General features: G+C 63.6%; 22 protein-coding genes. 12 read left to right on the top strand and 10 right to left on the bottom strand.

The genetic code is table 11. The features are described 5' to 3' along the window. Positions 1 to 28 precede the first annotated feature (28 nt). Positions 29 to 2,764 carry a DNA polymerase I gene (gene polA, locus ACFWO3_RS15060; protein ID WP_378578936.1) on the top strand — a complete coding sequence of 912 codons (2,736 nt, stop codon included), beginning with the start codon at positions 29 to 31 and terminating at the stop codon, positions 2,762 to 2,764. Between the two features lie 36 nt (positions 2,765 to 2,800). Here the strand turns inward: polA and trxA are convergent, their stop codons facing one another. The 3 genes from trxA to ACFWO3_RS15045 all read right to left on the bottom strand — a co-directional run bounded on the left by trxA (position 2,801) and on the right by ACFWO3_RS15045 (position 4,873). Next, on the bottom strand, positions 2,801 to 3,172 hold the full coding sequence (trxA, locus tag ACFWO3_RS15055) for a thioredoxin (protein ID WP_378578930.1): 372 nt from the start codon (positions 3,170 to 3,172) through the stop codon (positions 2,801 to 2,803). Between the two features lie 93 nt (positions 3,173 to 3,265). Continuing rightward, on the bottom strand, positions 3,266 to 4,264 hold the full coding sequence (locus ACFWO3_RS15050; RefSeq protein WP_378578925.1) for a helix-turn-helix domain-containing protein: 999 nt from the start codon (positions 4,262 to 4,264) through the stop codon (positions 3,266 to 3,268). A 57-nt stretch (positions 4,265 to 4,321) separates the two neighbouring features. Further along, positions 4,322 to 4,873 carry a 2'-5' RNA ligase family protein gene (locus ACFWO3_RS15045; protein ID WP_378578921.1) on the bottom strand — a complete coding sequence of 184 codons (552 nt, stop codon included), beginning with the start codon at positions 4,871 to 4,873 and terminating at the stop codon, positions 4,322 to 4,324. A gap of 19 nt (positions 4,874 to 4,892) precedes the next feature. On the opposite strand from ACFWO3_RS15045, the gene ACFWO3_RS15040 reads away from it, so the two are divergent. From ACFWO3_RS15040 to ACFWO3_RS15025, 4 genes are all read left to right on the top strand, one after another. Continuing rightward, positions 4,893 to 5,978 (top strand): isocitrate/isopropylmalate dehydrogenase family protein, encoded by a 1,086-nt coding sequence (locus ACFWO3_RS15040; protein ID WP_378578917.1) that lies wholly within the window; start codon positions 4,893 to 4,895, stop codon positions 5,976 to 5,978. A 101-nt stretch (positions 5,979 to 6,079) separates the two neighbouring features. Next, positions 6,080 to 7,048 carry an ABC transporter substrate-binding protein gene (locus tag ACFWO3_RS15035; protein WP_378578913.1) on the top strand — a complete coding sequence of 323 codons (969 nt, stop codon included), beginning with the start codon at positions 6,080 to 6,082 and terminating at the stop codon, positions 7,046 to 7,048. A 40-nt stretch (positions 7,049 to 7,088) separates the two neighbouring features. Further along, positions 7,089 to 8,042, top strand: coding sequence for an amino acid ABC transporter permease (locus ACFWO3_RS15030; RefSeq protein ID WP_378578910.1), 954 nt, complete (start codon positions 7,089 to 7,091; stop codon positions 8,040 to 8,042). After that, positions 8,039 to 8,800, top strand: a complete 762-nt coding sequence (locus tag ACFWO3_RS15025; RefSeq protein WP_378578906.1) for an amino acid ABC transporter ATP-binding protein — start codon at positions 8,039 to 8,041, stop codon at positions 8,798 to 8,800. Before ACFWO3_RS15030 ends, ACFWO3_RS15025 begins: the two co-directional genes overlap by 4 nt. Positions 8,801 to 8,821: 21 nt before the next feature. Here the strand turns inward: ACFWO3_RS15025 and ACFWO3_RS15020 are convergent, their stop codons facing one another. Continuing rightward, entirely contained in the window at positions 8,822 to 9,709 is an 888-nt protein-coding gene (locus tag ACFWO3_RS15020; RefSeq protein ID WP_378578902.1) for a class I SAM-dependent methyltransferase, read from the bottom strand. 275 nt (positions 9,710 to 9,984) lie between these two features. On the opposite strand from ACFWO3_RS15020, the gene rpsA reads away from it, so the two are divergent. Next, positions 9,985 to 11,466: a 30S ribosomal protein S1 gene (gene rpsA, locus ACFWO3_RS15015; protein WP_378578900.1), complete on the top strand. Its 1,482-nt coding sequence runs from the start codon at positions 9,985 to 9,987 to the stop codon at positions 11,464 to 11,466. A gap of 152 nt (positions 11,467 to 11,618) precedes the next feature. Here the strand turns inward: rpsA and ACFWO3_RS15010 are convergent, their stop codons facing one another. Further along, positions 11,619 to 11,831 (bottom strand): hypothetical protein, encoded by a 213-nt coding sequence (locus ACFWO3_RS15010; RefSeq protein WP_378578898.1) that lies wholly within the window; start codon positions 11,829 to 11,831, stop codon positions 11,619 to 11,621. A gap of 142 nt (positions 11,832 to 11,973) precedes the next feature. Here ACFWO3_RS15010 and coaE point away from each other — a divergent pair, with 142 nt between their 5' ends. Further along, a complete protein-coding gene (coaE, locus tag ACFWO3_RS15005) occupies positions 11,974 to 13,197 on the top strand; it encodes a dephospho-CoA kinase (protein ID WP_378578896.1) in 1,224 nt (407 codons plus the stop codon). Here the strand turns inward: coaE and ACFWO3_RS15000 are convergent. After that, on the bottom strand, positions 13,184 to 13,702 hold the full coding sequence (locus ACFWO3_RS15000) for a DUF402 domain-containing protein (RefSeq protein WP_378578894.1): 519 nt from the start codon (positions 13,700 to 13,702) through the stop codon (positions 13,184 to 13,186). The genes coaE and ACFWO3_RS15000 overlap by 14 nt on opposite strands. 78 nt (positions 13,703 to 13,780) lie before the next feature. Here ACFWO3_RS15000 and uvrB point away from each other — a divergent pair, with 78 nt between their 5' ends. From uvrB to ACFWO3_RS14985, 3 genes are all read left to right on the top strand, one after another. Next, positions 13,781 to 15,943 carry an excinuclease ABC subunit UvrB gene (gene uvrB, locus ACFWO3_RS14995; protein ID WP_378578892.1) on the top strand — a complete coding sequence of 721 codons (2,163 nt, stop codon included), beginning with the start codon at positions 13,781 to 13,783 and terminating at the stop codon, positions 15,941 to 15,943. Positions 15,944 to 15,980: 37 nt separating this feature from the next. Continuing rightward, positions 15,981 to 16,853 carry a hypothetical protein gene (locus ACFWO3_RS14990; protein WP_378578890.1) on the top strand — a complete coding sequence of 291 codons (873 nt, stop codon included), beginning with the start codon at positions 15,981 to 15,983 and terminating at the stop codon, positions 16,851 to 16,853. Between the two features lie 162 nt (positions 16,854 to 17,015). Continuing rightward, positions 17,016 to 17,468 carry a universal stress protein gene (locus tag ACFWO3_RS14985; RefSeq protein ID WP_378578887.1) on the top strand — a complete coding sequence of 151 codons (453 nt, stop codon included), beginning with the start codon at positions 17,016 to 17,018 and terminating at the stop codon, positions 17,466 to 17,468. Positions 17,469 to 17,540: 72 nt separating this feature from the next. Here the strand turns inward: ACFWO3_RS14985 and ACFWO3_RS14980 are convergent, their stop codons facing one another. The 3 genes from ACFWO3_RS14980 to ACFWO3_RS14970 all read right to left on the bottom strand — a co-directional run bounded on the left by ACFWO3_RS14980 (position 17,541) and on the right by ACFWO3_RS14970 (position 21,690). Beyond that, positions 17,541 to 19,826, bottom strand: coding sequence for a HelD family protein (locus ACFWO3_RS14980; protein WP_378578885.1), 2,286 nt, complete (start codon positions 19,824 to 19,826; stop codon positions 17,541 to 17,543). A gap of 117 nt (positions 19,827 to 19,943) precedes the next feature. After that, positions 19,944 to 20,909, bottom strand: a complete 966-nt coding sequence (locus ACFWO3_RS14975) for a DoxX family membrane protein (protein WP_378579250.1) — start codon at positions 20,907 to 20,909, stop codon at positions 19,944 to 19,946. A gap of 94 nt (positions 20,910 to 21,003) precedes the next feature. After that, positions 21,004 to 21,690, bottom strand: a complete 687-nt coding sequence (locus tag ACFWO3_RS14970) for an MBL fold metallo-hydrolase (protein ID WP_378578884.1) — start codon at positions 21,688 to 21,690, stop codon at positions 21,004 to 21,006. Between the two features lie 185 nt (positions 21,691 to 21,875). Here ACFWO3_RS14970 and uvrA point away from each other — a divergent pair, with 185 nt between their 5' ends. Both uvrA and ACFWO3_RS14960 read left to right on the top strand, forming a co-directional pair. Next, positions 21,876 to 24,839, top strand: coding sequence for an excinuclease ABC subunit UvrA (gene uvrA, locus ACFWO3_RS14965; RefSeq protein WP_378578882.1), 2,964 nt, complete (start codon positions 21,876 to 21,878; stop codon positions 24,837 to 24,839). Between the two features lie 89 nt (positions 24,840 to 24,928). Beyond that, positions 24,929 to 25,360 (top strand): hypothetical protein, encoded by a 432-nt coding sequence (locus ACFWO3_RS14960; RefSeq protein WP_378578880.1) that lies wholly within the window; start codon positions 24,929 to 24,931, stop codon positions 25,358 to 25,360. Positions 25,361 to 25,414: 54 nt separating this feature from the next. Here ACFWO3_RS14960 and ACFWO3_RS14955 read toward each other — a convergent pair whose 3' ends face one another. After that, positions 25,415 to 26,149: an alpha/beta fold hydrolase gene (locus tag ACFWO3_RS14955; RefSeq protein WP_378578878.1), complete on the bottom strand. Its 735-nt coding sequence runs from the start codon at positions 26,147 to 26,149 to the stop codon at positions 25,415 to 25,417. Positions 26,150 to 26,209 lie beyond the last annotated feature (60 nt).

The raw sequence follows: 26,209 nt of genomic DNA, 5'->3' as shown, positions 1-26,209 counted from the left end.
TCGGGGTACGTCCCTAGACTGGGCAACCGTGAGCCCCGCAACGACACCTTCGTCCACCGTCTCTGGAACCTCGGGTTCGGAAGACGAGCACCCCACGCTGATGCTCCTCGACGGGCATTCACTGGCGTTTCGTGCCTTCTACGCGTTGCCCGCGGAGAACTTCAAGACCAACACCGGCCAGGCCACCAACGCGGTGTACGGCTTCACATCGATGCTGATCAACCTGCTTCGAGACGAGAAGCCGACACACCTCGCCGCCGCGTTCGACGTGTCGCGACAGACGTTTCGTGCGGACAAGTTCCCCGAGTACAAGGCCAACCGAAGCAAAGCTCCCGACGAGTTCAGGGGCCAGGTGGACATCACCAAGGATGTGTTGGGGGCCATGGGTATTCCCGTCATGGCCGTCGAGGGTTTCGAGGCGGACGACATCATCGCCACTCTCACCACCCAGGCGCAGGCCCTCGGATACCGGGTTCTGGTGGTCACCGGTGACCGCGACTCGCTCCAGTTGGTCACCGAGGACGTGACGGTGCTGTACCCGAAGCGAGGTGTATCGGAGCTCACGAGGTTCACTCCGGCAGCGGTCGAGGAGAAGTACGGCCTCACCCCGGGGCAGTACCCGGATTTCGCTGCGCTGCGCGGCGATCCGAGCGACAACCTGCCCGGAATCCCAGGTGTGGGTGAGAAGACGGCAACGAAGTGGATCAGGGAGTACGGCGATCTCGCCGGCCTCGTCGACAACATCGACAAGGTTCGGGGCAAGGTCGGCGATGCACTGCGAGAGAACGTGGCAAACGTTCTGCTCAACCGCGAGCTCACCGAGATGGTTCGTGACCTGACGCTGGACTACACGCCCGATCAGCTCGCACTCGCGCCCTGGGATCGAGAGGCAATCCACGCACTGTTCGACGATCTCGAGTTCAAGGTCCTGCGTGATCGCCTGTTCGCCACCCTCGAATCGGCAGAGCCGGAAGCCGAGGAGGGTTTCGAGGTTCGTGGTGGCGTCGTCGAACCGGGAGAGCTCGCCGACTGGTTGTCGAAGCATGCGTCGACCGGTGAGCGACACGGCCTTTCCGTGGTCGGCACTCGCAAGCCGTACGGCGGTGACGTCAGTGCCGTCGCCATCGCGGCATCCGACGGCGAAGGCGGTTACGTGTCGACCGCCACCCTGACACCCGAAGACGAGAAGGCGTTGGGGGAGTGGCTTGCGGACGCGGCCCAGCCCAAGGCCCTGCACGAAGCCAAGTGGGCGATGCACGCCCTGCGTGGACGTGGCTGGGTGCTCGGAGGGCACACCAGCGACACCGCGCTCGCCGCATACCTCGTGCGACCGGGACAACGCTCGTTCAACCTGGACGATCTGTCGCTGCGGTACCTCAAGCGTGAACTCCGAGTCGAGGATTCCGGAGACGCTCAGCTGTCGCTGCTCGACGATGTGGATCAGGTCGATGCAGCTGCAGCCGAGGCCGAAATCCTCAGCGCCCGAGCGGTAGTGGACCTTGCTGCGGCACTCGACACGGAACTCGAGAACATCGAATCGGTATCGCTGCTGACCGACATGGAACTTCCATTGCTGTCGGTGCTGGCGGAGCTGGAGGCCACCGGTATCGCGGTCGACACCGAACATCTGCAGGATCTGCAGAGTCGTTTCGCCGGACAGGTCTCGACGGCAGCGGATTCGGCGTACGACGTGATCGGCAAGCAGATCAATCTGGGCTCGCCGAAACAACTTCAGGTCGTGCTCTTCGACGAACTGGAGATGCCGAAGACCAAGAAGACCAAGACCGGTTACACCACGGACGCAGACGCACTCCAGGGTTTGTTCGAGAAGACGTCGCACCCTTTCCTCGAGCATCTGCTTGCCCACCGCGATGCCACTCGTCTGAAGGTGACGGTCGACGGTTTGCTCAAGACTGTGGACGACGACGGCCGAATCCACACGACGTTCAACCAGACCGTCGCAGCCACCGGTCGACTGTCGTCCACCGAGCCGAACCTGCAGAACATTCCGGTTCGCACCGATGCCGGCCGGCAGATCCGCGACGGATTCGTGGTCGGCAGCGATTTCGACACCTTGATCACTGCGGACTACAGCCAGATCGAGATGCGGATCATGGCGCACGTCTCGGGTGACGAAGGGCTGATCGAGGCGTTCAACACCGGTGAGGACCTGCACAGTTTCGTCGGTGCGCGAGCGTTCGGCGTTCCGATCGAGGAGGTCACCCCCGAACTGCGCCGTCGAGTCAAGGCGATGTCGTACGGGCTGGCATACGGCCTGAGCGCCTACGGACTCGCCGCGCAGCTCAAGATCTCCACAGACGAGGCGAAAGAGCAGATGGAGGCCTACTTCTCACGCTTCGGCGGAGTGCGGGACTACCTGCGTGAGGTGGTGGAGCAGGCTCGTAAGGACGGATACACCTCGACGCTGTACGGCCGTCGCCGCTACCTTCCGGATCTCAACAGCGACAACCGTCAGCGCCGTGAGGTCGCGGAGCGCGCAGCACTGAACGCGCCCATCCAGGGCACCGCCGCCGACATCATCAAGGTGGCGATGATCGAAGTCCGGAAGGCGCTGACCGAGGCGGATCTGCGTTCGCGCATGTTGCTGCAGGTACACGACGAACTCGTACTCGAAGTGTCCTCGGACGAACGTGAGCAGGTCGAAGCACTGGTGCGGGACAAGATGGCGTCGGCGATCGAGCTGTCGGTGCCGTTGGAGGTGTCCGTGGGTGCCGGACGCAGTTGGGACGCCGCCGCCCACTAGGTGCGGCGTCTCCGTCCGGGACTGCTCAGCCTGGGATCACTCCGCTGCCGGAGCCTGCTCCGCGATCTGCTTGCGCACCTCGTCCATGTCGAGTTCCTTCACCTGAGTCACGAGGTCCTCGAGAGCTGCGGGCGGAAGTGCGCCGGCCTGGTTGAAGACCAACACTCCCTCACGGAACGCCATGATCGTCGGGATCGAGCGAATGTTCGCCGCTGCGGCGATGCCCTGCTCGGCTTCGGTGTCGACCTTGCCGTGAACGACATCGGGGTGCTGCTCGGCGGAGGCCTCGAACGTCGGGGCGAAGCTACGGCAGGGTCCGCACCACGACGCCCAGAAGTCGACGAGAACCACGTCACTGCTGGTCACGACCTCGTCGAAGTTCTGCTGTGTCAGAGTCTGAATGGCCACGAGGGTCCTTTCGTCGTTGGGCACGTTGCTCGTGTCAACGCTTCGCGGTGTCCGATTCTTCCCGACCAACCTATCGACTCAGGCTCGGGGAACTCAGTCGGCGGTCACGGTGGTCCGGAAGGTGCGACGGTACGCGTGTGGAGTGGTGTGGCGAATCCGGAGAAAGTGCTGCCGCAGGACCGCAGCGCTCCCGAATCCCACGCGGTCGGCCACCGCGTCGATGGAGAGGTCGGAATTCTCGAGCAGGTGCTGTGCACCGAGGACCCGCTGGTCGTTGAGCCACCTCGCGGGAGTCGTGCCCGTCTCGGCCTGGAATCGCCGCGCGAACGTGCGCGGGGACATGTTCGCTTTCGCTGCCAACGCGGGCACGGTGAGGTCTTCGGTCAGATTGCTCGTCATCCAGTCGAGGAGGGGGCCGAGCGTTGCGATGGCGGTTTCGGGTAGGGGGGTCTGCACGTATTGGGCCTGGCCGCCGTCGCGATGGGGCGGTACCACCATGCTTCGTGCGATCTGATTGGCGACGGCGCTTCCGTGTTCCTTTCGGATGATGTGCAGACACAGGTCGATGCCCGCGGCGGTACCGGCACTGGTGTAGACCGGATCGTCGTCGACGTAGAGCACGTCCGGGTCGACAACGGCATCGGGGTACTGGGCAGCCAATCGGTCGGCGTGCTTCCAGTGCGTCGTGCACGAGCGTCCGTCGAGCACTCCTGCCGCGCCGAGGATGAAGGCGCCTGTGCAGAGGCTGGCGACGCGCGCGCCGCGATCCACCGCGGCGCGAAGCTTCTCGCCGAGCGGGGCGAGGATCGTGTTGTCGGTGGTCCCGCACAGAAATGTTCCGGTCTCCGTGGTTTGTGTGGCACCGGCCGGGATCAGGACGAGGTCTGCATCGTCGATTCGATCGAGGTCGTACGGGACTTCGATGTCGTAGCCGAATAGGGTTCGGACGGGCAGATTCGTTGCCGCGATCAGTGAGAAATCGTAACCGGGCAGCCCGAACGGCGACCTGTCCGAGCCGAACACCTCGCAGGCGACCCCCAGTTCGAACGCCTCCACGAGCGGAACGAGGGGAACGACGACCTTCTTCAGCACACTTCGATCATGGCAGAAAGGTGGCTCACTGGGTGAAAACCGCCATCACGATCGGAGTCAGCACGGCTCGGTCAGCGTCCATTCCCGCTTGGTATCCCCATCCCACCTGCGTAGAGCGGCCCCACGCCAGGTGACGTCTTCGTTGCGAGCAGTGCCGGATTGTGCGAGCAGATGCACCGCTTCCCCGAGTCGGTGTGCGGGCAGTCGGCGACTGAGGGTGATGTGGGGCGTCCACTTCCCCGGGGCGATGTGGCGTGGAACCTCGAGTGTGGTGGGTGCGACCTTGTGAGCCGTGTCCCACACCTGTCGGTGCAGGTTCAACAGGGCCAGACTCGGTACCACGGAGCTCGCTAGCGTCAGGTTGGCGCCGCCGAAGATCACGTGACCGCCCGATCGAATGGCAATCGTCGGTGCTCCGATCGCACGGCGCAGTGCCTCGTCCACCTCGGGAGGAATGGTCTGCGCGACGAAGAGGGTGATGTGTGGGCGATTCGTCTCGGCGGTGACCCGCGCGAGGCTGGGAATGTCGGCTTCCCACAACAAACGCCAGTCGGCCCGGACCGCGCGAGTCGCGCCGTCGTCGAGTAGCAGTTCCACCGACTGGACCATGGTGAGTAATGATGGTCGCATGACCGGAAGCACTGCAAACAACATTCGGCTCGGAGTGATGGCTGGAGACGGTATCGGGCACGAGATCGTTCCGGCAACACAGAACGTGGTGGCTGAGGCGCTGAATGCGGCAGGCGCTGCGGTCGAGTGGGTATCACTGCCGCTCGGCCGAGACGCCATCGAGACGGACGGGACTCCGATTCCGGACAGCACACTCGAGGCGCTCGACGGCTTGGAGGGATGGGTACTCGGACCGCACGACAGCGCGTCCTACCCAGACGAATTTCGTGGGCAACTCACGCCGGGTGGGGTGATTCGAAAGAGGTTCGATCTGTTCGCGAACATTCGGCCGGCCCGTGCGCTCGAAGGTGTTTCTGCGACAGTTCCGGGGATGGACCTCGTCGTGGTTCGTGAGAACACGGAGGGTCTGTACGCGGACCGAAACATGTTCGTGGGCAGCGGGGAGTTCATGCCGACCCCCGACGTGGCTATCGCGGTGGGCGTCGTCACCCGACGCGCGTGCGAGCGAATCGCGCACTCGGCGTTCGCACTTGCCCGCACGCGGAACAAGCACGTAACAATCGTGCACAAGGCCAACGTGCTGTCGATGTCGACCGGGCTGTTTCGAGACGTGTGCCGGGAAGTGGGGGAACAGTATCCCGATGTGCGAGTCGACGACGAGCACGTGGACGCGATGACCGCGCTCCTCGTACGACGCGGAGCCGACTTCGACGTCATCGTGACCGAGAACATGTTCGGCGACATCCTCTCCGACCTGACCGCGGAGTTGTCCGGTTCGCTGGGCACTGCTCCTTCGGTCAATGCTTCGGAGACCAGGGTGATGGCACAGGCCGCGCACGGCGCCGCACCGGACATCGCGGGTCACAATCGAGCGAACCCCACCGCACTGTTCCTCTCGGCGGCAATGATGCTCGACTGGATCGCCGAGAAGCGGGACGCGCACGTGTTCGCCGAGGCGGCCCGTCGGATCACGAATGCGGTGGAGCGCACCATCGCATCGGGTGTGGCCACCGCAGATCTCGGCGGTCTGGCCTCGACCAGCGAGTTCACCGAAATGGTTCTGGCACGTACGACGAGACGTTGATGCCCCCACCCGGGTGACTGTCCGGCTGCAGTGTTCGACTTCGGGAACCGTTGACCGTGCCGTAACCTACCGTTCGACCATCTCGGGGTCCGTGGGTTCCGATGCTGCTCAACTTCGGTGTGAACTCGATCCGTCATGGAGGACAACAACCAGTGCCTTGTCGAAAGGTTGCCGCCCCGGGTCGTCGCGCTCGTGCTGCCGCCGCATTCGTGGGTGCGGGTGTGTTGCTGGCGGGGTGCACCACGAACAGCGAGATCGGTGCGCCGACCGGTGACGGTGTGGTCGAGGTGGCGGTGGACAAGGTCGATGCCATCGCAGCACAGTTGCCGGCGAAGAACGCAGAATCCGGAACTCTCGTCGTCGGTGTGAACCTGCCGTACGCGCCGAACGAGTTCAAGGATTCGGACGGAGAGATCATCGGATTCGACGTCGACCTGATCGATGCCGTCGCCGATGTTCTGGGTGTGACTCCGGACTACCGAGAGGCAGACTTCGAGCGCATCATTCCGGCGGTGCAAGCCGACACCTACGACCTGGGAATGTCCTCGTTCACGGATACGAAGGAACGCGAGGAGTCCGTCGACTTCGTGACGTATTTCAATGCCGGGGTCCAGTGGGCTCAGGCGGCAGGGGATTCGGTCGATCCCGACAATGCCTGCGGGTTGAGCGTGTCCGTGCAGACCACGACCATCGAGGACATCGAAGAGGTTCCGGCGAAGAGTGCTGCCTGCGTGGCGGCCGGGAAGCCGCCGATCCAGAAGGTCAAATTCGACAGTCAGGACGAGGCGGCCAGTGCAGTGGTACTCGGCAAAGTCGATGCGATGTCGGCGGACTCGCCGGTGACCGCATTCGCGATCAAGAGGAGCAACGGCAGTCTCGAAACTGCCGGGCCGGTGTTCGACGCGGCGCCGTACGGGTGGCCGGTGGCCAAGGGGTCACCGATTGCTTCCGTGTTGCAGAAAGCGTTGCAGCACTTGATCGACGACGGCACCTACCAGACCATCGCCGAGAACTGGGGCGTGGAAGAAGGCGTCATCGCGACGTCACAGATCAACGGCGCGACGAGTTGAGGGCAGATACGTGAGTGACCTCCAGAAAGGTTCGACGACGGTGCCCGACGGCCCCGCGCCGATCGAGGCGATTCCCCTCCGGCGGCCCGGTCGATGGGTCGCAGCTGCCGTCGTTCTCGTGTTGTTCGCGCTGTTCGTGTACGGCGCAGCCACCAACGAGGCGTACCAGTGGGACACCTACTTCAGCTATCTGTTGGACACGCGGGTCGCGGCCGGCGTGTGGAAGACGATTCAGCTGACCGTGCTGGCGATGGTGATCGCCGTGATTCTCGGTGTCGTGCTTGCCGTCATGCGGCTGTCGCCGAACCCGGTTCTCAAGGCGACGTCCTGGATCTACCTCTGGGTGTTCCGGGGCACTCCGGTGTATGTCCAGTTGGTGTTCTGGGGCCTGTTCCCGTCCATCTACAAGCAACTCGATCTCGGAATTCCGTTCGTGCATCAATTCGTGCACATCGAGATTCAGGGGCTCAGTGCCGCGTTCCTGTTCGCCGTCATCGGTCTTGCGCTCAACGAGGCGGCCTACATGGCCGAGATCGTGCGTGCCGGAATCAACTCCGTCAACGAAGGACAGACGGAGGCGTCGGTTGCTCTCGGCATGACCTGGTCACAGACCATGCGTCGAACAGTTCTCCCGCAGGCGATGCGGGTGATCATCCCGCCGACGGGCAACGAGCTGATCGGGATGCTGAAGACCACGTCCCTCGTTGCGGCGGTGCCGTACACCCTCGATCTGTACGGCCGGGTACGGGACATCTCGGGTGCCAACTTCCAGCCGATCCCGCTCCTGTTGGTCGCGGCCACTTGGTATCTGGTGATCACGAGCATCTTGATGATCGGGCAGTACTACCTGGAGCGCTACTACTCGAAGGGCGCCAGCAGGAAGCTGACCGCCCGGCAGCTGCGGGCGTTGGCGGCTGCGCAGGGTAAACCGGTTGTGGACATCGATGCCGACCGAGATGCGACGCCGGATACAGAGGGACGGGAGCGGAAATGACCCCGATGATCAAGGCAGATCGGGTCTGCAAGAACTTCGGGGCACTCGAGGTACTGAAGGGAATCACCCTCGAGATCGAGAAGGGCCAGGTGCTGTGTCTCGTCGGTCCGTCCGGTTCCGGTAAGTCCACGTTCCTGCGGTGCATCAATCACCTGGAACAGGTCAACGCGGGACGTCTCTACGTGGACGGCGAACTGGTGGGGTACCGCGAGAAGGGGGACAAGCTCTACGAATTGCACCCCAAGGCCGCGGCGAAGCAACGTCGCGACATCGGAATGGTGTTTCAGCACTTCAACCTGTTTCCGCACCGCACCGCGCTCGAGAACGTCATCGAGGCGCCGATGCGGGTGAAGAAGGTCGGTAAGAAGGCCGCGATCGCTCGTGCACGCGACCTGCTCGACCAGGTCGGCCTCACCGACAAGGCCGATGCCTACCCGGCACAGCTCTCCGGCGGCCAACAGCAGCGCGTGGCGATAGCTCGTGCGCTGGCCATGGATCCGAAGCTGATGCTGTTCGACGAACCCACCTCGGCACTCGACCCGGAACTCGTGGGTGAGGTGCTCGGTGTCATGAAGCAGCTCGCGAAGGACGGCATGAGCATGGTCGTGGTGACACACGAGATGGGATTCGCGCGCGAAGTGGCGGACGAGCTCGTGTTCATGGACGGCGGTGTCGTCGTGGAATCCGGTGAACCCCGCGAACTGCTGTCCAACCCACAGCACGACCGGACGAAGGCATTCCTTTCGAAGCTGTTGTGACGGTCGGGGACGTTGTGACGGTCAGGGTTTGCGGCAACTGAAGATCGCGGTCCCTGGAAAGAGCTGGCCGCGCAATGGGCTCCACTGACCCCACTCACGATCCAGCCAGTCCGGCCATTCCGGTTCGATGATGTCGCGAACCTCGAGACCTGCTGCGACTATCTCCCGCACCCGGTCGCCGATGGTCCGGTGATGCTCCACGTATGTCGGCACGTTGTCGTCGTCGACTTCCACGTACGGCGTTCTGTCGAAATAGGGGAGCGTTGCGGTCAGTCCGCGGGGGCCGGGGTCGTCCAGGAAGATCCACCGGATGGGGTGATTGACGGCGAACGCCCAGATTCCGCCAGGTCTCAGCACCCGCTCGACTTCCCTCATCACTCGCGCAGAATCCGCCACGAACGGAACTGCGCCAAAAGCAGAACATGCGATGTCGAAGCTTGCGTCGGCGAAGGGGAGGGACTCGGCTCCGGCTTGCACCAGCGGCACCGTCGTCGAACCGGACTGCATGGCATCGAGGCCACGGCTCAGCATCTGCATCGATATGTCGAGACCGACCACGCGAGCGCCCTGACCCGCCAACCACCTGGCGCACGGAGCGGACCCGCAACCGACCTCGAGGACGTCCTTGCCTGCGACATCGCCCAGGAGATGGTGGTCACCTTCGTGGAGACCTTCCGGACACCACACGAACTCGCCCTGGTCGGAGTCGACTCCGAGGAACTCGCCGTGTGTTCGGTGATAGTCCGCGGCGTCGGCGTCCCACCAGGCGCGGCTCGCGCGCTCACTGGTTTCGGTGTCGACTCGGGCGCGGCCGGCGCCGTTCGTGCCCAGGGACGAGTTGGCTGCTGCGTGACGTTCTTCCGGGTCCGGCGGAGGCGAAGACGATGGCTGTGGAGGCGTGTCCGACATGCTTGTCACACTATTCGCAAGGTTTTCGCCGAACGTGACCGGTTTGCCCACGTTCGTGACCGGTTTGCCCACGTTCGTGACCGGTTTGCCCACGTTCGTGACCGGTTTGCCCAGCTAGTACCCGGACGCGTAGCCTGATGCACGCGAGTTCACTCGTGCGCTCGTAACGATCCGGTTTGTGACACCTCACTTGTGGGGAATATATCGCGTAGCCGGATTGCTTGTCCGACAGAACATCATCAACCGACCCCAACCCGTCCGGAGCAACTCAACACATGCCCTCCACCACCGTGACCTCGCCGCAGGTAGCCGTCAACGACATCGGCTCCGCCGAGGACTTTCTCGCCGCCATCGACGCCACGATCAAGTACTTCAACGATGGCGACATCGTCGAAGGAACCATCGTCAAGGTCGACCGCGACGAGGTTCTGCTCGACATCGGTTACAAGACCGAAGGTGTCATCCCTTCCCGTGAGCTCTCCATCAAGCACGACGTCGACCCCAACGAGGTCGTCTCCGTGGGCGATGAGGTCGAAGCTCTCGTCCTCACCAAGGAGGACAAGGAAGGCCGACTGATCCTGTCGAAGAAGCGTGCGCAGTACGAGCGCGCGTGGGGCACCATCGAGGAGCTCAAGGAGAAGGACGAGGCCGTCAAGGGCACCGTCATCGAGGTCGTCAAGGGTGGCCTCATCCTGGACATCGGTCTCCGTGGCTTCCTTCCAGCGTCGCTCGTCGAGATGCGTCGCGTTCGCGACCTCCAGCCGTACGTCGGCAAGGAGATCGAGGCCAAGATCATCGAGCTCGACAAGAACCGCAACAACGTCGTTCTGTCGCGCCGCGCGTGGCTCGAGCAGACTCAGTCCGAGGTTCGCAGCGAGTTCCTGCACCAGCTCCAGAAGGGCCAGGTCCGCAAGGGCGTCGTGTCCTCCATCGTAAACTTCGGTGCGTTCGTGGACCTGGGCGGCGTCGACGGCCTCGTGCACGTCTCCGAGCTGTCCTGGAAGCACATCGACCACCCGTCCGAGGTTGTCGAGGTCGGCACCGAGGTCACCGTCGAGGTTCTCGACGTCGACCTGGACCGCGAGCGTGTCTCGCTGTCGCTCAAGGCGACGCAGGAAGATCCGTGGCGTCAGTTCGCCCGCACGCACGCCATCGGCCAGATCGTGCCCGGCAAGGTCACCAAGCTGGTTCCGTTCGGTGCGTTCGTTCGCGTCGAAGAGGGAATCGAAGGCCTCGTCCACATCTCCGAGCTGGCCGAGCGCCACGTCGAGGTTCCGGACCAGGTCGTCGGTGTCGGCGACGATGCACTCGTCAAGGTCATCGACATCGATCTCGAGCGTCGTCGCATCTCGCTGTCGCTGAAGCAGGCCAACGAGGACTACAACGCCGAGTTCGATCCGTCCAAGTACGGTATGGCGGACAGCTACGACGAGCAGGGCAACTACATCTTCCCCGAGGGCTTCGATCCCGAGACCAACGAATGGCTCGAGGGCTTCGACAAGCAGCGTGAAGAGTGGGAGAACCGCTACGCCGAGGCCGAGCGTCGTCACAAGATGCACACCGCTCAGATGGAGAAGACCGCTGCAGACGAGGCCGCCGAGGCTGCCACCGCTGCTGCCGGCTACTCCTCGGAGTCGGGCGCTGCAGACGCAGACGCTCCCGCCGCAGCCAGCTCCGCTTCGGAGTCGGCCGGTGGATCGCTCGCGAGCGACGCACAGCTTGCCGCACTTCGCGAGAAGCTGTCGGGCAACGCATAGCACGTAAAGCCTGACTCGCTCAGGTATGGAAAGGCCCCGTCACCGAGGTGACGGGGCCTTTCTCGTGTGCGCGAAATACCCCTTCACTGCCCTTGTGTTGCACGACGAAAACGCCGACCCGAATGGGCCGACGTTTCGGAAGAGCGGATGCGCTAGTTCGCGGTGACGGGAATCCAGTGCGCGGACATGTCGGTCGTGCGCTTGCGGATCGCGGTGAAGCTGTGACGACCTTGGCTGATCAAGGACGTCAGCCAGGTTCGACGGTGTTCGGACAGGGCGAATGCGACCTGAGGGAACTCGATGCAATGCACGCCGTCGGCCATTCCGAGGCGGTGGCGACCTGTCTGTCGGCTGTGTGCTCGCATCGATTCCCTTTCGTGAGAAGGTGCAGCTTGGTACGTTGCCTCGAACATAACCGACAGAACTGGTCAGTAGTGGTATTTGGGGCCGGTGAGTCCGATGTGACCGGCGCATCGAGATCCGGCTCGGGATGCGACACTGGTGCTCGTGTTGAGAATCGGCCTCACCGGAGGCATCGGAGCAGGGAAGTCCACCGTATCGAAAGTGCTGTCGGAACTCGGGGCCGTGATCGTGGATGCGGACCTCATCGCCCGCGAGGTGGTCGAGCCTGGCAGTGCGGGATTGACAGCTCTCGTCGAACGATTCGGTGAGGGAATTCTGGATTCCTCGGGCGCTCTGGATCGTCCGGCTCTGGCGGCGTTGGCATTCGCGGACGACGAGTCCCGGACGGCAATGAACTCGATCGTCCATCCACTCGTCGGTCGGCGCACAGCGGAGAAGCTGGCCGAGGCGCCTGCCGATGCTGTAGTCGTGCAGGACATTCCCTTGCTGGTCGAGGGGAACATGGGGCCGGCGTTCAACTTGGTGGCAGTGGTGTACGTGGATGCCGAAGAGCGGGTTCGGAGGCTCGTCGGTTCACGGGACATGCCCGAGGCAGACGCGCGCGCGAGGATCGCGGCTCAGGCCACGGACGACCGGCGCCGGGAGGTTGCGGACATCTGGCTCGACAACAGCGGGGAGCCGGGCGCTATCGAGCCACGGATTCGGCAGCTGTGGGCGGAGCGCCTCGTGCCGTTCGAGCGCAACATCAGGGAACGCAACGTGGTGCGCACACCGCCACGTCTGGTCGCGCACGACCCGCGGTGGGAATCCGAGGCTGCACGGCTGGTCGACCGTTTGCGGCTGGTCTGTGGTCACCGAGCAGTGCGAATCGACCACATCGGATCGACCGCGATTGCAGGACTCGAGGCCAAGGACGTCGTCGATCTTCAGATCACGGTCGCGGACCTGGCGGTCGCTGACGAACTGGCGGACCCGTTGGCCGAAGCCGGTTTTCCACGTATCGACCACATCACCTCGGACGATCCGAAACCGAGATACCTGGGCGGCGAATCGGATCCGGCACTGTGGCGCAAGCGCCTGCACGGAGGGGCAGACCCCGGCCGGCCGGTGAACATTCACGTGCGCGTCGACGGCTGGCCCGGTCAGCAGTTCGCGTTGCTGTTCCGTGACTGGCTGCGTGCCGACGAACAGGCCCGTTCGGAGTACCTCGAACTGAAGAAGCTGGCTGCGAGTGCCGCCGCCGAGCATGTCGACTACGCCGACGCGATCGGTGCGTACGTGGACACGAAATCCCTGTGGTTCGACGCCGCGTACCACCGTGCCCAGGAGTGGGCGCAGCGCCGGGGGTGGAGCGTCAACGCCAGGTGATCGGCATCCCGACGGACGCGAGCCAGGCGTCGAGGTCGTGACCGTGGGCTGCGATGCCGTCGATGGCGCGTACCGCGGTGTGGACGGCGCGCCGGCTCGTCACATCGTCGAGAATGCCCTGCTGATTCGCGACGAGTAGTTCATCGACGTCCAGCAGCTCGGTGTCGCGGCCGGTGCGAACGACGAGATCGAGGTAATGGTCCTCGGACGTCCACAGCGTGTCGCCCCGGGTGAAGGTTCCGATGTCCACGTAATGGTCCTGGTCACGGGCATGGTACGGGTGATAGTGGAAGATCGAGGCGCGCAGGCCGAGGTCGGGCAGGAGCCACGATTCCAGGTAGTGGAACTGCCTGTGATCGGCCGGCCGCGCCATGTATAGACCCCACGGCTCGACTCGATAGTGGTCGACCGGACGTACGAATCCTTTCGGATCAGTGTTCGTGCGTTCCACCAGGTCGAACGCCTCGACCTTGGGTGGATGGATGTGAGTGGGCGGGCCGTCCATGCGTGCAACCTACCGGGAATCGTCACCGGCGACGGTGCTGTCGAGGCGAGTGTCGGTGCTCGGGCATACCCTGGCTGCATGGCGTTTGCATCCGAGCATCCAGTGGTTGCGCATTCCGAGTTTCGTCCGGTCGGTGAGATCGAACGATCGACGGGCCGATTCGAGGTCGTCAGTGACCACGTACCCGCCGGCGATCAGCCGACAGCCATCGCAGATCTCGAGCGACGCATTACCGCGGGGGAGAAGGACGTGGTCCTCCTCGGTGCAACGGGCACCGGTAAGTCGGCCACCACGGCGTGGATGATCGAGAAGCTGCAGCGTCCCACGCTGGTCATGGCGCCGAACAAGACGCTGGCCGCGCAGCTGGCCAACGAGCTGCGTGACATGTTGCCCAACAACGCGGTCGAGTATTTCGTGTCGTACTACGACTACTACCAGCCGGAGGCGTACATAGCGCAGACGGATACGTACATCGAGAAGGACTCGTCGATCAACGACGATGTCGAGCGACTGCGGCACTCGGCCACGTCGAGCTTGTTGTCCCGTCGCGATGTCGTGGTGGTGGCATCCGTGTCCTGCATCTACGGTCTGGGTACACCGCAGTCTTATCTCGATCGGTCTATCGAGTTGGAGGTCGGCGTCGAGGTTCCTCGCGATGCGCTGCTGCGTCTGCTGGTCGACGTTCAGTACAACCGCAACGACATGGCGTTCACCCGCGGTTCGTTCCGGGTCCGTGGTGACACGGTCGAGATCATCCCTTCGTACGAGGAGCTCGCGGTCCGGATCGAGTTCTTCGGTGACGAGATCGAGGCACTGTATTACCTTCATCCGCTCACCGGCGATGTCGTACGGCAGGTCGATTCGTTGCGCATATTCCCGGCCACTCACTACGTCGCGGGTCCCGAGCGCATGGAACGTGCGGTCAAGGATATCGAGGCGGAGCTCGAGGAACGGCTGGCCGATCTCGAGAACAAGGGCAAGCTTCTCGAGGCCCAACGGCTTCGTATGCGCACTCAATACGATCTGGAAATGATCAAGCAGGTCGGGTTCTGTTCCGGTATCGAGAACTACTCGAGACACATCGACGGGCGTCCTGCGGGTTCGGCGCCCGCCACCCTGATCGACTATTTCCCCGAGGACTTCCTCCTCGTGATCGACGAGTCGCACGTCACGGTCCCGCAGATCGGTGCGATGTACGAGGGCGACATGTCACGGAAGCGCAACCTCGTCGAATTCGGCTTCCGGTTGCCGTCCGCCACCGACAACCGGCCACTCACCTGGGAGGAGTTTGCCGGCCGCATCGGCCAGACCGTGTATCTCTCCGCCACTCCCGGGAAATACGAGTTGGGGCAGGCTGGTGGCGAGTTCGTCGAGCAGGTCATTCGTCCCACCGGCCTGGTGGACCCCGAGGTGGTCGTGAAGCCGACCAAAGGGCAGATCGACGATCTGGTTCACGAGATTCGCGAGCGCGCCGACAGGGACGAGCGCGTCCTCGTCACAACGCTCACGAAGAAGATGGCGGAGGATCTCACCGACTATCTGCTCGAGCTCGGCATCCGCGTGCGATACCTCCACTCCGATATCGACACGCTGCGCCGCGTCGAACTGCTTCGTCAGCTGCGCCTCGGCGAATACGACGTTCTGATCGGAATCAACCTTCTGCGTGAGGGTTTGGATCTTCCCGAAGTGTCGCTCGTGGCGATTCTCGATGCGGACAAGGAAGGTTTCCTCCGGAGCTCGACCAGCCTCATCCAGACGATCGGGCGTGCGGCACGAAATGTGTCGGGACAGGTGCACATGTACGCCGACAAGATCACCGACTCGATGCAACACGCAATCGAGGAAACGGAACGGCGCCGCGAGAAGCAGATCGCGTACAACACCGAGATGGGCGTGGATCCGAAACCCTTGCGGAAGAAGATCGCCGACATCCTCGATCAGGTCTACGAAGAAGCCGAGGACACGGCCGCGGGTGTGGGCGTGGGTGGGTCCGGCCGCAACGCATCGCGGGGTCGTCGCGCACAGGGAGAAGCGGGCCGCTCGGTCAGTGCCGGTGTATACGAGGGCCGCGACACCAAGTCCATGCCGCGGGCGGAACTTGCCGACCTCGTGGAGCAGCTCACCGAGCAGATGATGAATGCCGCACGCGAGCTTCAGTTCGAGCTGGCGGGTCGTCTGCGTGACGAGATCGCCGACCTGAAGAAGGAGTTGCGCGGTATGGACGCCGCCGGCCTGACCTAGACCGGTGCTGTCGGTACGTTCCAGGTACGGTCCCGGTATGGATGCACAGACCGCCGGGCGAGCTGCCCGATCGTTGGATCTCCTGCACAGCATCGGCTACTTCGTGCCCGAGGTGGAATCACGCTTCGTCGATATCGGACTCGAGCCTGGTCGAATGACCTACTTCGCAGGGAGATCCGCCTCGATGGGCGCGGTGGGTTCAGGTGTGGTGGCGTCGACGTTCTATAACTTCAATCCGGAAGTGATCGAGGCCGTGATTCCACGGGCGTGGTCACTCGCGGACCCGAAGTCGGTCGTCGAGGCGCGGGTGGCTGGAGTAGGCGAGGCCTACACTCGGATCCTGGGCGAGGACGTCACGTCGTCGCCCGAGATGGCGGAGGCCGCTCAGCTGGTTGCGATCGCCGTAGACGGAATCCCAGGGCCGGAAGGGCGGCCCCTGTATGCCGGTCACGCGGATCTGGAGTGGCCCGAAGCGCCGCACCTCGTCTTCTGGCACGGACTCACCCTGCTGCGGGAGTATCGGGGAGACGGTCACATCGCCGCTTTACAGACTGCAGGTCTGAGTGGGCGCGAAGCGCTGGTCACCCACACGGCGACCGGGATCGGGTTTGCCACGAAGTTCGCGCGTACTCGGCGAGGGTGGTCCCAGGAACAGTGGGACGTGACATGCGGCGACCTGCGGGATCGAGAACTTCTCGACAGCAACGGAGCGCTCACTCAGGACGGAATCGAGTTGCGCGAGGTCGTCGAGGATCTCACCGACGAACTCGCTTTGCAGCCGTGGTCGAACCTGGGGGCCGAGGGTGTCGGTCGCCTTCTCGAACTGGCACAGCCGTGGCGCGACACCGTGCTCGCCGCGGGTGTCTTCCCTGACGGGATCTTCGGTCCACGCCACGGAAGTTCGCGCTGAACGCCATCTCCACGTTGTTCTCTGCACGGCGGATGGTGGCGTGTGCTGCAAAAGCACGATTCTGGCGGCCGTTACGGCTAGTGTCAGCACAGCGGCCGACAGGGTCGGGCATCGGCGATGCCTGCTCGCGGCCAATTGACCGTCTGCACTTTGGAGGAATGAATGAGCGCCTACCGGACCGTTGTCGTCGGAACCGATGGCTCCGAATCGTCACTACGGGCCGTCGAGAAGGCCGCTGCCATCGCGGGGGACGCCGATGCGAAGTTGATCATCGCGTGCGCCTACTACCCGGCCGACCCGAAGGACGTGGGCAAGGCGGCAGATGCGTTGAAGGACGAGGCATACCAGATCACCGGTTCCGCACCCACGTACGACATCCTGCGTACCGCGCGTGAGCGTGCACACGGCGCCGGCGTCAAGGAGGTCGAGGAGCGTGCCGTCGTCGGAGCGCCGGTCGAGTCGCTGCTCGAGTTGGTGGACGAGACGAAAGCGGATCTCCTCGTCATCGGCAATCGCGGACTCAACACGCTGACCGGTCGCCTGCTCGGGTCGGTCCCTTCCGATGCCGCCCGCAAGTCGACCTCGGACGTGCTGATCGTGCACACGATTCGTTGACCGAGTAGCTCGGCGTAACACGACGCAGGGGCATGGCAGCGGAATCTGCTGCCATGCCCCTGCGTCGTACCGTCACGGGTGTTCGTCGGTGGTGAGTCCGTCGAGGCCGCGCAGACTTGCGGGTAGTTCCTCGTGATGGACGACTCCGAGTCGTTGCGTCGCGCGGGTGAGTGCCACGTAGATGTCGTTGATGCCGCGCGGCGATTCGTCGAGGATCTCGCCGGGCTCGACGATCAGGACGGAATCGAACTCGAGGCCCTTCGCATCGCGCACCGTCAGTACGCTCACCGAATCGGATTCAAGATCGGCGAAGCCCGCGACGCGGGAGTGACTGCCGATCACCACAGTGGTTCCCGGCCCTGACTCTCGGCTGACCCTCTCGCGCACGGTCGCGTCGATCGCCGATTCCGAGGGCACTTGCAACGCCCACGGCGCGAAACCGGATTCACGGATGGAGCGGGGCTCCGACTGAGTTGGGTCGATCTCCTGCAGGACCGCGTGTGCAATGCGCATGATCTCGGCCGGGGTGCGGTAGTTGACGGTCAACTCAGTCAGCTTCCAGCGATTGGCGACATACGGTTCTAGAATTTCCTGCCACGAGGTCGTGCCCGCCGGATCACCCGTCTGTGCGGTGTCGCCGACGAGAGTCATCCATCGATTGGGTATGCGGCGCATCAACATCCGCCATGCCATGTCGGACAGTTCCTGGGCCTCGTCCACGATCACGTGTCCGTAGGTCCAGGTTCGATCACCGGCCGCGCGTTCGGCCGTGGTCTGCTTGCGTCCGACATCGTGGCGTTGTGCGAGCTGACTGGCGTCGATCAGGTCGTACGCCATGAGGATCTCCGGGTCGAGTTCGTCCTCGAGATCCTGCGGAGCGGACCCGGTGAGAATGTCCAGTGCGCCCTGTGCATCCTCGATCTGTGCCCGCCATTCGCGTTGCGCACGTTCACGTTCGGCCGCATCGTCCACCCCGAGCAATTCGGCGAGCTCGTCGAGGAGAGGTGCGTCCGCATCGCTGAAGCCGATGTGTGTGTCGCGGTGCAGCGCGTCGAGCTCGCTACGGTCGAGGTCGGGGGCAGCCGACGCGAGACGTTCCGGGGACGCCAACAGGTCGCGAAGAACCACCGTCGGAGACAATTCGGGCCACAGACTGTTGACGGCGGACATGATGTCGGAATCCTCACGCATCTCGTCGCGCATGTCCGCGATGTCGTTACGGCTCAGCAGATTCCCCTCGTCGACGAGGTTCTGTCCCACTCGGCCGGCAAGTTGATCGGCGAGCGCTTCGATCACCGCCGAGACGAATATCGGTCGGGCCAGATTGTGTGGACGCCGAGACGATCGTGCGCGGCCGCGTGCCCGGGTCACCGTCTTGCGGTCGAGTTGCAACTCGTAGGTGTCGAAGCTGAGCGTGACCGGTTCCTTCGGCAGTTCCTGTCGGTCCCGCACTGCCTTCTTCAGGATCGCGACCATATCGGTGGAGCCCTTGATCACTCCGGCGGCAAGCGACTCCTCGTGGGTGGCGCGGACCCCGGGATAGAGGTCGCCGATGGTGGACAGCAGCACCCCGGTCTCGCCGAGGGCGGGGAGTACCTGACCGATGTAGTCGAGGAAGGTCGGATTCGGACCGATGATGAGCACGCCACTCTTGGCGAGCTGCCGACGGTAGGTGTAGAGCAGGTAGGCGGCGCGGTGCAGTGCGACAGCGGTCTTACCGGTTCCGGGTCCGCCCTGGACGACGAGCACGCTCTTGTGCTCGGTCCGGATGATGGTGTCCTGTTCGCCCTGAATCGTTTCGACGATGTCGTTCATGTGGCCGGTTCTCGCGGTGTTCAGTGCGGACAGCAATGCGCTCTCGCCGGCTACGCCACCCGCGACCGCGGTGGCCCCGGCAGCTTCGGCCGCGGCGAGGTCCAGGTACTCGTCGTTGATCGCGGTGACCGTGCGACTGCGGGTACGGATGTGTCGGCGCCGTGTCACTCCGTCGGGCGCCGCTGGTGTAGCGAGATAGAACGGCCGTGCCATCGGAGCGCGCCAGTCCAGGAGAAGAGTGTCGTAGTCGTTCTCTTCGTCGAGAATGCCCAGGCGTCCGACGTACCGCACCTCGTCGCCGAGGTCGATTCGACCGAACGCCAACCCGTTCTCGGCGGCGTCGTACTTGGCGAGGTCTTCGGTGTAGAGCTGATTGAACGATTCGCGTTCACTGCGGGCTTGAGGGGTTCCTCCGGACTCCAACAGGATTCGGCTCAGTCGGTCTGCGGCATATGCGCGGAGACCGTCGAGTCGGTCGTACAGCATCGTCACGTACTTCTGCTCGAGCTCTCGCTCGTCGTGTGACGTTCCCTCGTGGGGCAAAAGGGTCTCCTCGGCTGGTCGGCTGCACAGATCATGCAGCGGCAAAAGTGCCAAGGAATTCTAGTCGGGTCGCTCGAGTTCCGCAGAGTGCGCTGGTCAGCGCACTCTGCGGACGACTCACTTGACCAGCTTCGCCCGCTCCGCGCGGGCTTTCTCGATGGCCGCCTCGGTCTGTTCGCGGGCCGTCTTGCCCAACTTTTCGCTGCGCTTGCTCAGTTCCTCGCTCCGCTTGCGAGCTTTCTTGCCGAGCTTCTCGCTGCGCTTGTTCAGTTCCTTGCCGCGCTTACGGGCACGCTTGCCGAGGACCTCGCTCTGCTCGGCAGCGGTCGATGCCCAGTCGCTGCTCTTGTCGGCGGCGAGAGACGCCCAGTCGCTGCTCCGCTCCTTGGCGGCCTCCGCGATGTCGGGTGCGCGATCCTTGGCAACATCGATGAAGTCGCCTCCCTTGTCGAGCGCAGTCTTCGCGAGTTCGGAGCCGCGTTCACGTGCGGTGTCGAAGAGACCGGAACCGCGCTCGGCGGCTTCTTCTCCGAGCGTGCGGGCACGGTCGGATACGGCTGCGAAGGCATGTTCGGCGCGATGGTCGTCGTTCGACGATGCGAGCGGGATCGCCCCAGCCAGCGAAGCCTGTGCGTTGCGTGCAGCACGACGCCCACGCCAGCCGAGGGACGGCTTGCCCTCGGTGTCCACCGAGGCGATGAGAAGGCCGCCGAGAAGGCTGACGTTCTTGAGGAATGCGATCCGCTGCGCGGAACGCTGTGCGGGATCGTTCTCGTTCCAGAAGTCGTGACCCGCAAGGGTGGTCGGAACGAGGCTGCCCGCCAGCGCCAACGAAGCGAAGCGTGGTGCCTTACCTGTGGCGAGAAGTACGCCGCCCCCGATCTGCACTGCGGCATTGATCTTGACGAGCGTTTCGACGTCCGTCGGCACGGTGTCCGTCACTGAAGACGGCAGGGCCTCGGTGGACTTGTCGATCAGGGGCGCGGCAGCCTGTGCTTTTCCAGACGGATTCTTGAGTGCATCGATGCCACCCGCGATGAAGATCGTGGACAGCAACGGGCGGGCAATTCGACGAACGAGCATCGGCATCCTCCAATTGTTCGGTACTCGTCTCACCCTAACCAGGCTTCGAGTCGAGCGTCAGGGTACGGGTCGGGGAGAGCCCCGAAAACTGTGTTCACCAGCCCCGCTTCTTCCAATCCCCGAGATTGGGGCGCTCCGCGGAGAGAGTGGTGTCGTCACCGTGCCCGGGATACACGACGGCGGTGTCCGGGTAACGGTCGAAGATCTTCGTTTCGACATCGTGCAGCAAGGATTCGAAATGTTCGGGGTCAGCAGTCTTCCCGACACCGCCGGGAAAGAGGGAGTCCCCGGTGAACAGGTGTGTGCTGCCGTCCGAATCGGTGAGCGCGAGGGCGATCGAGCCAGGTGTGTGACCGGAAAGGTGAATCACCTCCAGGGTCAGTTCGCCCACACACACGGTGTCGCCGTCTGCCAGCAGATTATCCGGGCGGACGGGCAGCGGATCGGCGTCGAGCGGATGGGCCGCGGTAGGCGCGCCCGTCGATTTCGCGACGTCCTCGAGTGCGAGCCAGTGATCGGGGTGTTGGTGGGTCGTGACGATTCGGCCGACCGGTTTCGGTAGCCCCGCGACCAGGGCGAGAATTCGGTCGGCTTCGTTCGCGGCGTCGATCAACACCGACTCGCCGGTAGCGGAACAAACGACGACGTAGACGTTGTTGTTCATGGGGCCGACCGACATCTTCGTGATGCCGGCCGTCGCAGTGGTCCGTCGCTGTGGACGTGATCCGGCACTGACATGCCCTGTGTAGTTGTCGTCGATGTCGAGGGTTCGATCGCTCATGTAGGCAGGCTACCGTCGAATACGCGCAGGTGGACGCGGACCGCACGTTCGCGACCGGCAACGTGTCGGTGGGTCGAACTACGATGACTACGCCTGATTCGTCGGCGAAGAGCGGCCGCGCGTTGCGCTGCGGAACGAACCATCGATCGAACGAGTCGGCTCGTCGAACAATGAAGGGACTTGGTGTGGCGGATCGCCTGATCGTGCGGGGTGCGCGTGAGCACAATCTGCGGGGGGTCGACATCGATCTGCCCAGGGACACTCTGATCGTGTTCACGGGGCTGTCCGGCTCCGGCAAATCGAGCCTCGCCTTCGACACGATCTTCGCCGAAGGCCAGCGCCGCTACGTGGAGTCGTTGTCTGCGTATGCCAGGCAGTTCCTCGGGCAGATGGACAAGCCCGACGTCGACTTCATCGAGGGCCTCTCGCCCGCGGTGTCGATCGATCAGAAGTCGACCAACCGCAACCCGCGTTCCACCGTCGGCACCATCACCGAGGTATACGACTACCTCCGACTGCTCTATGCGCGTGCGGGCACCGCTCATTGCCCGGTATGTGGCGAGCAGATCGCCCGTCAGACACCGCAGCAGATCGTGGACCAGGTGCTCGACATGGAGGAAGGCACCCGATTCCAGGTTCTCGCGCCGGTCGTGCGGACTCGAAAGGGTGAGTTCGTAGATCTCTTCGATCAGCTCAACGGCCAGGGGTACTCACGTGTTCGGGTCGACGGGGTGGTCCATCAGCTGACCGATCCACCCAAGCTGAAGAAGCAGGAAAAGCACGACATCGAGGTCGTCGTCGACCGTCTCGCCGTCAAGCCGACGTCGAAGCAGCGGCTGACCGACTCGATCGAGACCGCTCTGCGTCTCGCCGAGGGGATCGTCGTGCTCGATTTCGTGGACCGCGACGAGGACGCGGTGGATCGTGAGCGACGGTTCTCGGAGAAGTTGGCCTGCCCCAATGGTCACGCGCTCGCGATCGACGATCTCGAGCCGCGCTCGTTCTCGTTCAACTCGCCGTACGGTGCGTGCCCGGAATGCATCGGCCTCGGAATTCGCAAGGAAGTCGACCCCGATCTCGTCGTTCCCGACCCGGAATTGACGTTGCAGGAGGGTGCAGTTGCCCCCTGGTCGATGGGACAGACCTCCGAGTACTTCGGACGGCTGTTGTCCGGGTTGGGCGACGTGCTCGGGTTCGACATGGACACGCCGTGGAACAAGCTGCCCGCCAAGGCGCGGAAGGCGATCCTCGAGGGCAGTACCGATCAGGTGCACGTCCGCTACAAGAATCGGTACGGCCGAGTTCGTTCGTATTACGCGGACTTCGAGGGCGTGATGCCGTTCCTGCACCGCCGACTCGAGCAAACCGAGTCGGATCAGATGAAGGAGCGCTACGACGGGTACATGCGTGACATCCCGTGTCCCGCCTGTGACGGAGCCCGCCTCAAGCCCGAGATCCTGTCGGTCACCATCGCGAGCGGCAAGTTCGGCAAGAAGTCGATCGCGCAGGTGTGCGAGCTGTCGATTTCCGACTGCGCCGACTTTCTCAACAGCCTCACTCTTGCTTCCCGCGAAGAAGCGATTGCCGGTCAGGTCCTCAAGGAAGTTCAGGCGCGACTCGGATTCCTGCTGGATGTGGGACTCGAGTACCTTTCCCTCGCCCGAGCTGCCGGTACGTTGTCCGGTGGTGAGGCGCAACGCATCCGCCTCGCAACTCAGATCGGCTCAGGTCTTGTCGGTGTGCTGTACGTACTGGACGAGCCGTCCATCGGATTGCATCAACGGGACAACCGCCGGCTCATCGAAACCCTCACCCGCCTCCGCGATCTCGGGAACACCCTGATCGTCGTCGAGCACGACGAGGACACCATCCGGACATCGGACTGGGTTGTGGACATCGGTCCGCTCGCCGGCGAACACGGCGGCAAGGTCGTGCACAGCGGGCCATACAGTGAACTTCTCGAGTGCGAGGAATCCCTCACCGGCGCATACCTTTCCGGGCGTAGCTTCATCGAGGTTCCCGAGATTCGTCGACCCGTGGATCGCAAGCGCCAGGTGACCGTGGTCGGTGCGCGTGAACACAACTTGGGTGGCATCGACGTGAGTTTCCCGCTGGGTGTCCTCACCACGGTGACCGGTGTCTCCGGTTCGGGAAAGTCGACACTCGTCAACGACATCCTCGCGACGGTCATGGCGAACAAACTCAACGGCGCTCGGCAGGTCCCGGGACGGCACACCCGGATCAACGGACTCGATCAGTTGGACAAGCTGGTGCAGGTCGATCAGTCGCCGATCGGGCGGACACCCAGGTCGAATGCCGCTACGTACACCGGTGTGTTCGACAAGATCCGCACGCTCTTCGCAGCCACCACCGAGGCGAAGGTGCGTGGGTATCAGCCGGGCCGATTCTCCTTCAACGTGAAGGGCGGCAGGTGTGAAGCCTGCTCCGGTGACGGCACTTTGAAGATCGAGATGAACTTCCTCCCGGACGTGTACGTGCCGTGCGAGGTGTGTCACGGCGCGCGATACAACCGCGAAACGCTCGAGGTCCACTACAAGGGCAAGACGATCGCCGAAGTGCTCGACATGCCGATCGAGCAGGCGGCGGAGTTCTTCGAGCCGGTCACGTCCATTCACCGCTATCTGAAGACGCTGGTCGAGGTCGGTCTCGGGTACGTCCGGCTCGGACAGCCAGCGCCCACCCTGTCCGGAGGAGAGGCGCAGCGTGTCAAGCTTGCCGCCGAACTCCAGAAGCGGTCGACGGGGCGAACGGTGTACATCCTCGACGAGCCGACGACGGGTCTGCACTTCGAGGACATCAGGAAGCTGCTCGGCGTGGTGAACGGCCTAGTCGACAAGGGCAACACGGTCATCGTCATCGAGCACAATCTCGACGTCATCAAGACGTCGGACTGGATTGTCGACATGGGGCCCGAGGGCGGTTCGGGAGGCGGCACGGTGGTCGCGGAGGGAACGCCCGAGGACGTCGCACAGGTTCCCGAAAGTTACACGGGGACGTTCCTGCGTGAGGCGCTGGGTACTCGGCCGAGTGCGGCGCCACGAGGGTCTGCGAAGTCCACGAGAAAGCCGGCTGCGAAAAAGGCTGTCGCGCAGAAGCGGACATCGAAGAAGGTGGCAGCAAAGCGTTGACGGTGATGTCGTGACGAGGGGAGCTTCCAATAGAAGCGTTCATGCCGTTGATTTGGCCACCGGTGCCGATCGCAATCGGAGCACTCGGGGTGGCTACCTATCTGTCCTTTCGTGCCCAAAGCTCGGGCGCTCGTTCTCTCGCAGTTGGGGTGTCGATCGTCCTGTCTTTCGGCGCCGCCCTGTGCGTGCTGGCTGCGGTGGGCGCCGAGGATTACAACGACTACCCGGGCTATACCTGCTCGATGAGGGACGGTTATGTACCAGAGGGCTTCCCCACTGACCTGCTTTTACCCACCGATTCGGATCGCGTGACCGCTTTCCATCCCTTGATCGACTGGACCCATGAGTACGAGTTGTTTCCTGTCGGAATGCAGTGTGCGTACTGGGTCCACGATGACGCGCGAGTACAGGTCACTACCCACAGCCCGTGGCCTTACACGGTGTTCTTCTACGGCCTGATCGCTGTCGCGCCATTCCAGGTGGTGCGCGTCATACGGGGCATTGTGCGGAAACGTGACTGATCAAGTTCGACCCCCGAGCGGCGGGTTCGACGTGTCGCAGTCATGAGCCGTCTGTTACTCGAGGGTCACTGCATGAAGGATTTCCGCGAGGTCGTCCGGACGTGACCACATAGGCCAATGGCCGGTAGGTAGATCGACGTATTCGACCGATTCGATGGACTCGAGTTCCACTGCCATCGGGTGTCCGGCAGCGGCCATCTGCACGATCACCTCGGCAGGGAAGCTGTTGCACACCACCGTGACCGGCACCCCGAGCCGCCGATCGTCGGACACACGGACCTCGTCGCGGGCAGGTCCCGCCGGCTGCGGTACAGCCCGGGTGCGGAAGGTTTCCAGAGCGGCGTCGTCGAGGCCCTCGAGGCTGTTGTCGTCGTTCTCGAGCTCCGTCCACGACGGGAGTGGAATCGAATCCGCACCCTCGACGTCTTCACGTATCCGCGCACCGGACGGCATGGGGCCACTGTCGACGTACACCACACGATCGAGTCGGTCGTGGACTCGGTCGCTGGCCATGTACGCGACCGGGCCCGCCCCGCTGTGTGCAACCAGCACAACCGACTCTGCGTGGGTGTCGTCGGAATTGGTGTCGTTGGACTTCAGGGCGTTCACCACTGCGGTGACATGGTCCTCGAGAGTGACATCACCCTTGTTCGTCTCCAGGGACTCGAGCCCCGGGAGGGTCAATGCGGTGACTTTGTGGCCACGCTCGGTGAGGTTGGCCGCGACTGCAGCCCATGCCCAACTACCGAGCCAGAATCCGGGCACGAGGACGAAATGTGTGTGAGTCATCACGCGATCATGCATCAGCACCCCGACACCTGACGGGCGATCTCGATGACCTCGCGGTCA

This window comes from Rhodococcus sp. NPDC058521, from assembly GCF_042719695.1.
Lineage (GTDB): Bacteria > Actinomycetota > Actinomycetes > Mycobacteriales > Mycobacteriaceae > Rhodococcus_F.
Note: the sequence above shows the minus strand (reverse complement) of the source record. Positions and strands in the feature narration are given on the sequence as shown.

What these genes read in the sequence shown, in the direction of transcription:
- ACFWO3_RS14975 (WP_378579250.1), bottom strand. Translation starts at nt 20,909, where the DNA reads ATGCTCGTTCGTCGAATTGCCCGCCCGTTGCTGTCCACGATCTTCATC.
- ACFWO3_RS15025 (WP_378578906.1), top strand. Translation starts at nt 8,039, where the DNA reads ATGACCCCGATGATCAAGGCAGATCGGGTCTGCAAGAACTTCGGGGCA.
- ACFWO3_RS15035 (WP_378578913.1), top strand. Translation starts at nt 6,080, where the DNA reads ATGCTGCTCAACTTCGGTGTGAACTCGATCCGTCATGGAGGACAACAA.
- ACFWO3_RS15040 (WP_378578917.1), top strand. Translation starts at nt 4,893, where the DNA reads ATGACCGGAAGCACTGCAAACAACATTCGGCTCGGAGTGATGGCTGGA.
- ACFWO3_RS15010 (WP_378578898.1), bottom strand. Translation starts at nt 11,831, where the DNA reads ATGCGAGCACACAGCCGACAGACAGGTCGCCACCGCCTCGGAATGGCC.
- ACFWO3_RS14970 (WP_378578884.1), bottom strand. Translation starts at nt 21,690, where the DNA reads ATGAGCGATCGAACCCTCGACATCGACGACAACTACACAGGGCATGTC.
- rpsA (WP_378578900.1), top strand. Translation starts at nt 9,985, where the DNA reads ATGCCCTCCACCACCGTGACCTCGCCGCAGGTAGCCGTCAACGACATC.
- ACFWO3_RS15000 (WP_378578894.1), bottom strand. Translation starts at nt 13,702, where the DNA reads ATGGACGGCCCGCCCACTCACATCCATCCACCCAAGGTCGAGGCGTTC.
- ACFWO3_RS14955 (WP_378578878.1), bottom strand. Translation starts at nt 26,149, where the DNA reads ATGACTCACACACATTTCGTCCTCGTGCCCGGATTCTGGCTCGGTAGT.
- ACFWO3_RS15020 (WP_378578902.1), bottom strand. Translation starts at nt 9,709, where the DNA reads ATGTCGGACACGCCTCCACAGCCATCGTCTTCGCCTCCGCCGGACCCG.
- ACFWO3_RS14985 (WP_378578887.1), top strand. Translation starts at nt 17,016, where the DNA reads ATGAGCGCCTACCGGACCGTTGTCGTCGGAACCGATGGCTCCGAATCG.
- uvrB (WP_378578892.1), top strand. Translation starts at nt 13,781, where the DNA reads ATGGCGTTTGCATCCGAGCATCCAGTGGTTGCGCATTCCGAGTTTCGT.
- ACFWO3_RS15045 (WP_378578921.1), bottom strand. Translation starts at nt 4,873, where the DNA reads ATGGTCCAGTCGGTGGAACTGCTACTCGACGACGGCGCGACTCGCGCG.
- ACFWO3_RS14990 (WP_378578890.1), top strand. Translation starts at nt 15,981, where the DNA reads ATGGATGCACAGACCGCCGGGCGAGCTGCCCGATCGTTGGATCTCCTG.